Here is an 8,033-nt window from a genome sequence, read left to right on the forward strand (position 1 = left end):
CCCCGGAGCCGTTAGGCTGGCCCGCGCCATTCCGCCCGGCACGTGCTTCCCGGAGGTGGTCGCGACCGTGGGCCCGGACCCGTTGCGCCGCCGTTGCGCCGCCGTCGTGTGCGGTGTCGGCGTGCTGCTCGCGGCCGCGCCGGCCGCCGTCGCGGACCCCGAGCCCGCCACCGGTGTCCTCGCGTGCACGACGACCTCGACCTGGACGTACTCGCCGGGCGTCGTGCTGCTGCCGCGGCCGATCGTCACGCGGGTGCACGACCGGTACACCTCGTGCGCGTCGCCGGCCGACAGCGGCATCACGGGCGGTTCCGGCACGTTCACCGTCGAGCGCGACGCGGGCTGCCTGGAACCGGTCGCCGCCGTGCCCGAGACGCGGGTGATCACCTGGGACGACGGCCGGACCAGCACGTTCGACTACACGGTCACGGTCAGCTCGCTGCCCGGCCTCGACGTGGTGACCAAGACGGGCGCCATCACGGCGGGCGCGTTCGCGGGCCACCCGGCGCAGGCCACCCAGGCCGCCCCGACGCTCGACCTCCTGCAGTGCCTCGGGCAGGGCGTCCGGAGCCAGACCGCGCACGGCACGTTCGTCATCCTGTGACCCCGACCGCCCCGGTGGAACTCGCGGGTGTCGCGGCGGGGGCGGCGGCCCGGCTGCGCGACCTCGTCCCCGAGCTGTGGTGGCACGACCGCTCGCCGTTCCTGGGCGACTCGGCCCGCGCCGCCCTGCCGTGGCTGCGGTACGAGCACCGGGACCACCGCGCGGAGGCCGCCGCCGGGTCGCCCGCCCCGCCGGCCCTGGCGCGGTCCGTGCCCGCCGGGCGGGCCGGGATCAGCTTCGCCCCCGAGGACGGCGCGGGCGCACGCGCCTGGGCGGCCGACCGCGGCCTGCGGCTGCTCGCGCCGGCCGGGGCCGCGGTGGCGGTCGCCGCGGACAAGGTCGACGCGCTGGGGTTGTTCCGGCGCGCCGGCGTGGCCGTGCCGACGCCCAGGGTGGTCCTGGCCGATCCCGACGACGCGGACTCGTGCTGGGCGGCGGGCGGTGGCCGCCCGGTCGTGGTGCAGCGGCGGGCCAACGACCTCACCGGCAAGGGCACCCGGCTGGTGACCGACCGGGCCGGGCTGCGCGCGGTGCTGGCCGGGTGGCGGGGCGAGCGGCTGCGGGTGTCGGCGTACGTGCCCGGGATCCCGCTGACCGTGAGCGGGTGCGTCACCGGCGGCGCGACCGCGGCGTCCGCGCTGTCGCACCAGTTGGTCGGCCTGCCCGAGCTGACCCCGTACTGGGGCGCGCACTGCGGCAACCAGCTGGTGGCCGACGACGAGCTGCCCGCCGGTGTCGCCGCGGCGTGCCGGAGCGCCTGCGAACGGGTCGGCGACCGGCTCCGCGACCTGGGTTTCCGCGGCGCGTTCGGCCTCGACCTCGTGGCGACCGGCGCCGGCGCGGTCTTCGCCGTCGAGGTCAACCCCCGGTTCCAGACCGTGGTGTCGCTCGTGCAGGCGCAGGAGGAGGCCGCGGGGCTGCTGCCCATGCTCGGCGCGCACGCCCTCGCCTCGCTGCTGCCGTCCGTGCCCGTGCGGCGGGTCCGCGCCGCGTGCCTGGCGCTGAGCCAGCTCGTCGTGCCCGCCACCGACCACGGCGTCCTCCACGCGATCCCGGAGTCGGGCGGCTACCGGCTCGACGCGGGGCGGCTGCGGCCGCTCGGCCGGCGCCGGCTCACCGACCTGCGCCCCGGCGAGGCGTTGCTGTGGCGGCACGCCCGGCCCGGCGACCCGGTGCGCCCGGGCGAGGAACTGGTGCTCGTCCAACTGCCCCACCGCGTGGCCGCGGTCGGCGAGCGGCCCCCGCTCGACCCCGACGCGCTGGCCTGGGTCCACGCGGTCCGCCGGGCCACGACCCTCGGAGGACGACCGCGGTGACCACCACCGCCCCGCACGAGCTGGCCCTCACCCGCGAGCACATGCGCGCCCTCGGCCACCGGGTGGTGGACCTCGTGGTGGACCACCTGTCCGGGCAACGGGACCGGCCCGTGCGCCGGCCGGCGGACCGCGCGGACGTCGGACGCCTGCTGGCCGAGGCGATCCCGGAGGACCCGGCGGACCCGGCCGGGCTCCTCGACCTCCTCGCCGCCGAGGTGCTGCCCCGGTCGCTGGACCTCGGGCACCCCGGCTGCTTCGCGTTCATCCCGAGCGCCAACAACTTCCTCGGCGTCCTGGGCGACTTCCTCGCCTCCGGGTTCAACGTCTCGCCCGGCGCGTGGTTCGTCGGCGCGGGGGCGTCGGCCGTCGAGCAGGTCACCGCCCGGTGGCTCGCCGAGCTGCTCGGGATGCCGGCGGGCAGCGGCGGCGCCTTCACCCCCGGTGGGACGGTGGCCAACCTGACGGCCATCGCCGCGGCCCGGCACGACCGGCTCGGCGACGACGCCGCCGGCGCGGTCCTCTACTGCTCCGACCAGACCCACCCGGCGGTGCTGCGCGCCGGTCACGTGCTGGGCCTCGGCGACGGGCTGCGGGTGCTGCCCACCGTCGACCACCGCCTCGACCCGGACGTGGTGCGGCGGGAGGTCGAGGCCGACCGGCGGGCCGGCCGCCGGCCGTTCCTCGTGCTGGCCAACGCGGGCACCACCGGCGCCGGCGCCATCGACCCGCTGCCCGAGCTGGCCCGCCTGTGCCGGGAGCACGGGCTCTGGCTGCACGTCGACGGCGCGCACGGCGCGGCGGCCGCGCTGACCGCACGGGGGCGCGTCGCCCTGGCCGGGCTGGCCGAGGCCGACTCGATCGTGATCGACCCGCACAAGTGGCTGTTCCAGCCCTACGAGATCGGCTGCCTGCTGGTGCGGGACCCGGCCGCGCTGCGCCGCGCGTTCGCGCTGGACCGGTTCCGCGCGCGGGCCGGCTACCTCGACCTCGCCCGGCCCGCGCCCGGGGAGGTGGACCTGTCCGACCACGGCGTGCAGTTCACGACGGAGGCCCGCGCGCTCAAGCTGTGGCTGTCGTTCAAGGGCTTCGGGGTCGCCGCGTTCCGCGCGGCCGTCGACCACGGGCTGGACCTGGCCGAGCACGCCGCCGACCTCGTGGCGCGGCACGACGAGCTGGACCTGGTCGCGGGTCCCAGCCTGGGCATCGTCTGCCTCCGCTACCGGCCGCGCGCCGACCGCGCCACCGACCCGGACGCGGTCCAGACCAGGATCGCGGACACCGTCAACCGGGGCGACCGGTTCCTGATCGCCACGACCACCGTGAACGGGCTCCGCGCGCTGCGGCTGTGCACCGTCAACCCCCGCACCACACCGGCCGACGTCACCAGCCTCCTGGACGACGTCGTGGCCGCGGGCCGGGACATCACGTGATCGCGATCCGGCACGGACACCGGGAAGCGACTGGGCATCGCGTCACGGCTCGGCCGCCGACCGGCGGCCGAGCGGAAGACCAACCGCGAACGCGACATCGCCATCACGTACGCGAGTCATCGCGTGCTCACCAGCCAACTCCCCCGGTTCCGCGAGCACTGGCGGGAGATGCTCGTCTCGGCCGGGCTCGACCCGGACGACGACAGCACCACAAGCTGCGCTACGACGCGCCCCGGCCGTTCACCGCGATTCGCCACCTCTACGGCGACCGCGACGTCACCGCGTGGGGCGGGCCCGGCCGGGGCACCGTCACCGACATCAAGGGCGACGAGTGGCGCAGCTACCTCGACACGGCCGACCACCCGGAGTACCCGTCCACCTCGGCCGCGTTCTGCGGCGCGTTCGCCCAGGCGGCCCGGCGGTTCACCGGTTCGGACGCGCTGGGCCTGTCGATCCGCGTCGCCAAGGGCGCGTCGAAGGTCGAACCGGGCCTCACCCCGCGCGCCGACACCACGCTCGGCCCGTGGGAGACGCTGACCGAGTGGGAGGAGGCGTGCGGCCGGAGCAGGCTGCTGGGCGGCGTCCACTTCCGCTCCGCCGTCGAGGCGGGACGCGACCTGGGCAGGCGCGTGGGCGACCGCGCCTACGAGTTCCTCCGGCAGCACATCGACGGCACCGCGCCGCCACCGCCGGAGGCCGGGGAGCCGGTCGGTCAGGGGTAGTCCTCGACCCGCCATTCGTCGTGCCAGTCGAGCACCGGCAGGTCGCCGTCGAACCGGAGGGGCAGCCAGACGTAGTCGGCGACGGACGTGTCGAAGCGCGCCCCGGCGAACATCTCGTCGGCCTCGTCCGCCTCGCCCGCGAAGACCCGCCGGAACACGTCGGGCGCCTGCCGGGCGACCTCCGCCGGGACCCCGGGCAGCCACCGGTCGGCGAGCGCGATGTACAGGTCCTCCTTGCCGGGGTGCCGGAAGACCGAGCTGACCTGCGACCGGAACGACGTGCCCGTGGGGTCGCCGGGGTGCGGGTCGCCCAGCACGGTCCACGGCCCGTGGTAGGTGTCCGCCACGGCCACCTCCGAGCGGTTGGGGTAGTACCCGGTGGTGCCCGAGGTGACCAGGTAGTGCCGCCCGTCGCGGGTGAAGTGCGCCGGCGCCTCCCGCACGTCCGGCGGGCGGCGGCGCGGGAAGTGGGTCGAGTAGTACCCCGTCACGTCGGTGAGGTCGGCGGTGAGGTCGGCGCAGATCAGTTCACTGTGGACGCGCTCGAAGTAGTAGTACCCCTTGCCGTCGGGCGCGACGACCAGGTCGAAGTCGCCCGCGCTCATCCCGAGCGGGCGCAGGCCGGTGCGCACCACCTCGTACGGGCCCAGGACGTGGTCGGCGACGAGCACCGTCGCCGTCTGCACGTCGCCCATGGTCTTCAGCCAGCACACGAACCTGCCCGTGCGCTCGTCGCGGACGATGTGCGGCCGGTCGGTCGGCGCCGACGGGTGCAGGGCCGAGCGGACGTCGTCCTCGACGGGCGGGATGACGAGGCCCTCGTCGGTCCAGTTGTAGAGGTCCGTCGAGGAGTAGCACCGGACGCCCCAGTGCCAGATCCCGTTGCCGGGCCTGGTCTTCTCCTTGTTCTCGCCGTACCAGTAGAAGGTGCCGTCGAGGTGCAGGATCGAGCCGCCGTGCGCCTGGATCCGGTGGCCGGCGGTGTCCAACCACACCCGGCCCGGTCTGATCGAGGTGTGTGCCATCGGGTGTCCCGCGGTCGGTGTGGTGACGGCGTGCCGCTCCGGCGACGCGCGCCCGTGGCACCCTTCTACACCGTGCGCCGCCGGGCGGGCAACCACGTCCGACCCTGTCGAAAGTCAAGGGCGATCGGTTCCTTTCGGCAGGGGTGCGCGGCCGGCCGCCTGCCTAGCTTGGGGCGGGTGATCGAATTCCTGGCGGTCGGCACCGACGCGGTGCTCGGCGTGTTCGCGGTGATGTTCCTGGTGCTGTGGTTCCGATTCCGGCTGCGCGCCGTGCTGGCGGGCGCAGGGGTGGTGCTGGCCTACGGGATCTCCGAGGTGGTGAAGCTGCTGGTGGCCGAGGAGAGGCCGTGCCGCACCGCGCCGGCGCTGGTGGAGTGCCCCGCCCCGGGTGACTGGTCGTTCCCCAGCAACCACTCGGCGATCGCGGGCGCGTCGGCGATGGCGGTGTTCGCGCTGCACCGGGGGTTGGGGTGGTTGGCGTTCGTGGTGGCGGTGGCGGCGGCGTCGTCGCGGGTCGTCCTCGGCGTGCACTACGTGCACGACGTCGTGGCCGGGCTGCTGCTGGGGGCGGTAGTGTCGTGGGCGATCGCCCGGGTGGTCCGACCGCGGGCGCGGTCCCGCGCCGACGCGCCGACCGTCGTCCTGGACCGGGTGCGGTGATCGCAAGGGCTGGTGACGACTCCGGTGACGGCCGGGACGAGGAGTGCCGTGCTGGGGCGGTTCGCGTTGTGGGTGTGCGCGGCGGTGCCGGTGCTGGCGGGTGGGGTGACCACCCGGGCCGGCCGGCTCGCGGTGTGGGAGGTCGTGCTCGACCTGGTGGTGCTGGCGGTGGCGTTCGCGATCGTGCCCCGGCGTCCCACGGTGGCGCTCGGGCTGGCGCTGGGCGCGTGGCTGGTCTGCTACCTGGTGCGCGTCGAGCTGGACAGCGGGACCGGCGTGGTCGCGCTCGCCGCCGCGTTGGCCCTCGTCAGCTTCCTGGCCGGGCGGCACGCGGCGGACCCGCGGCCGACCGCCATCGCGCTCGCCGTGGCCGAGGTGGCGGGTGTGGTGGTCGCGCTGACCGAACGCGGCGGGTCGGACACGGCGTTGGCCGTCACGTCCGGCATCGGGGTGCTCGGGGTGGTGCCGTGGGCGTTCGGGCGGTTCCGCAGGCGGTACGCCGAGCTGCTCGACGTCGGCTGGGAGCACGCCGCGCTGCTGGAGCGGGACCTGGACCGCGCGCGTGACGCCGAGCGGGCGCGGTTGGCGGGCGAGATGCACGACCTGGTCGGGCACGAGTTGGCGCGGGCGGCGTTGCTGGTGGGCGCGCTGGAGCTGGAGCCGACGCTGACCGGCCGGCAGCGGGAGGCCGCCGGGACCGCGCGGGCCAGCGTCACCGCGGCGGCGGAGCGGCTCGCGGAGGTCATGCAGGTGCTGCGGGCCGACGAGGACGAGCCCGTGGCGGGTGTCGAGGAGGTCGTCCGCCGGTCGGGGCTCGCCGTGCGGCTGGTGAACCGCCGCACCGAGGAGGTCGACGGGATCATCGCGCGCACCGTGCACCGGGTGGTGGCGGAGGCGTTGACGAACGTGATCAAGCACGCGCCGGGCGCGGAGGTCACCGTGGAGCTGAGCCCGGCGCTGGAGCTGCGGATCGCCAACGGGCCCGCCCCGAAGGCGCACGCCGTGGGCAGCGGCAAGGGGCTGGTGGGCCTGGCCGAGCGCGTCGCGCTGGTCGGCGGCCGGTTCCACGCCGGTCCCACCCGCGACGGCGGGTTCGAGGTCCGGGCCGAGCTGCCGGAACGGCCGTTGCCGCGCACGACGCCCACGCACGTGCGGCGGGAGCACACCGAGCAGGAACTCCGGCGCAGCGCCCGGCGGACGGTGCTGATCACGTCCGCGGTGTGCGCCGTGATCGCGATCGGCGTGCCGGGGTACATGGTGTTCGACGCGGCCACGTCCGTGCTGACGCCTGCCGCGTTCGACCGGGCGCGGCCGGGGCAGCACGAGGACGAACTGGACCTGCCGTGGCGGACGAGGGTGGACAACCCGCTCGGCGTCCGCGCGCCGGCGGGCGTCGAGTGCCGGTACTACAGCACGCACGCCAACCCGTTCGACCACGCGCGGCACGACCTGTACCAGCTCTGCTTCCGGGACGACCGGTTGGTGCGCAAGGAGTCGCTCGTCAGGAGGTCCGGTTGATCAGGGTGGTGCTCGCCGACGACGAGCCCGTGGTGCGGTTCGGGGTCAAGGCGGTGCTGGCGACCGCCGGCGACGTCGACGTGGTGGCCGAGGCCGCGACCGGGCACGACGCCCTGGCCGAGGTCGCGCGCCACCGCCCCGACGTGGCCGTGCTGGACATCCGGATGCCGGGCCTGGACGGCCTCGACGCGGCCGGGCTGATCGCCGAGCGGCACCCCGGGACGCGGACCCTGGTGCTGACCACGTTCGCGGACGACGGCTACATCAGCCGGGCGCTCGGCGAGGGCGCCTCCGGTTTCGTGCTCAAGACCGGCGACCCGCAGGAGCTGATCTCCGGCGTGCGCGCCGTCGCGACCGGCGCCGCCTACCTGTCCCCCTCCGTCACCAGGCGCGTGGTCGACCACCTGGCCCGCAGCCGCCCCCGCCCGGCCGCGACGGCCCGGATCTCGCCCCTGACCGCCCGGGAGCGGGAGGTGCTGGGCCTGGTGGGCGCGGGCCTGTCCAACGCCGAGATCGCCGCGCGGATCCACGTGGTCGAGGGCACCGTCAAGGTCTACGTCAGCACGATCCTGAAGCAGCTGGGCGTCCGCAACCGCGTCCAGGCGGCGATCATCGCCCACGAGTCGGGCCTGATCCCCGACTGAGCGCCCCCCGGGGGGGGCCCCCCCCGCCCCCCGCGGCGGCCCCCCCCGGGGGGGTTGCGCCCGGGGGGGGGGGGGGGTGGGGGGGGGGGGCGCCGCCCGCCCCCCCCCCCCCCC

General features: G+C 76.0%; 8 protein-coding genes and 1 pseudogene. 8 read left to right on the plus strand and 1 reads right to left on the minus strand.

All coding sequences use genetic code 11. The annotated features are described in order from the left end of the window. Nucleotides 1-55 precede the first annotated feature (55 nt). From ACFXGA_RS16775 to ACFXGA_RS16795, 5 genes and pseudogenes are all read left to right on the plus strand, one after another. Nucleotides 56-604, plus strand: a complete 549-nt coding sequence (locus tag ACFXGA_RS16775) for a hypothetical protein (RefSeq protein WP_378088705.1) — start codon at nt 56-58, stop codon at nt 602-604. Then, complete coding sequence (locus ACFXGA_RS16780; protein ID WP_378088707.1) at nt 601-1,920, plus strand: ATP-grasp domain-containing protein; 1,320 nt, start codon at nt 601-603, stop codon at nt 1,918-1,920. The genes ACFXGA_RS16775 and ACFXGA_RS16780 overlap by 4 nt, the downstream gene beginning before the upstream one ends. Beyond that, nucleotides 1,917-3,350: a pyridoxal phosphate-dependent decarboxylase family protein gene (locus ACFXGA_RS16785; protein WP_378088709.1), complete on the plus strand. Its 1,434-nt coding sequence runs from the start codon at nt 1,917-1,919 to the stop codon at nt 3,348-3,350. Before ACFXGA_RS16780 ends, ACFXGA_RS16785 begins: the two co-directional genes overlap by 4 nt. 36 nt (nt 3,351-3,386) lie before the next feature. Then, a pseudogene (locus ACFXGA_RS16790) lies at nt 3,387-3,503 on the plus strand (DUF6851 domain-containing protein); the annotation flags it as partial. A 62-nt stretch (nt 3,504-3,565) separates the two neighbouring features. Continuing rightward, nucleotides 3,566-4,072, plus strand: a complete 507-nt coding sequence (locus ACFXGA_RS16795) for a hypothetical protein (protein ID WP_378088763.1) — start codon at nt 3,566-3,568, stop codon at nt 4,070-4,072. Here the strand turns inward: ACFXGA_RS16795 and ACFXGA_RS16800 are convergent. Then, a complete protein-coding gene (locus tag ACFXGA_RS16800) occupies nt 4,063-5,097 on the minus strand; it encodes a family 43 glycosylhydrolase (RefSeq protein ID WP_378088711.1) in 1,035 nt (344 codons plus the stop codon). The two genes, ACFXGA_RS16795 and ACFXGA_RS16800, sit on opposite strands and share 10 nt — an antisense overlap. Nucleotides 5,098-5,274: 177 nt before the next feature. On the opposite strand from ACFXGA_RS16800, the gene ACFXGA_RS16805 reads away from it, so the two are divergent. The 3 genes from ACFXGA_RS16805 to ACFXGA_RS16815 are packed head-to-tail and all read left to right on the plus strand — an operon-like array spanning nt 5,275 to nt 7,919. Then, nucleotides 5,275-5,757 carry a phosphatase PAP2 family protein gene (locus ACFXGA_RS16805; protein ID WP_378088713.1) on the plus strand — a complete coding sequence of 161 codons (483 nt, stop codon included), beginning with the start codon at nt 5,275-5,277 and terminating at the stop codon, nt 5,755-5,757. Nucleotides 5,758-5,805: 48 nt separating this feature from the next. Continuing rightward, the gene (locus ACFXGA_RS16810; RefSeq protein WP_378088715.1) at nt 5,806-7,275 is read left to right on the plus strand and encodes a sensor histidine kinase; all 1,470 of its coding nucleotides are present in this window, start codon (nt 5,806-5,808) and stop codon (nt 7,273-7,275) included. Further along, nucleotides 7,272-7,919 carry a response regulator gene (locus ACFXGA_RS16815; protein ID WP_378088717.1) on the plus strand — a complete coding sequence of 216 codons (648 nt, stop codon included), beginning with the start codon at nt 7,272-7,274 and terminating at the stop codon, nt 7,917-7,919. The genes ACFXGA_RS16810 and ACFXGA_RS16815 overlap by 4 nt, the downstream gene beginning before the upstream one ends. The last annotated feature ends 114 nt before the right edge of the window (nt 7,920-8,033 follow it).

The organism is Actinosynnema sp. NPDC059335, from assembly GCF_042752395.1.
Taxonomy (GTDB): domain Bacteria; phylum Actinomycetota; class Actinomycetes; order Mycobacteriales; family Pseudonocardiaceae; genus Actinosynnema.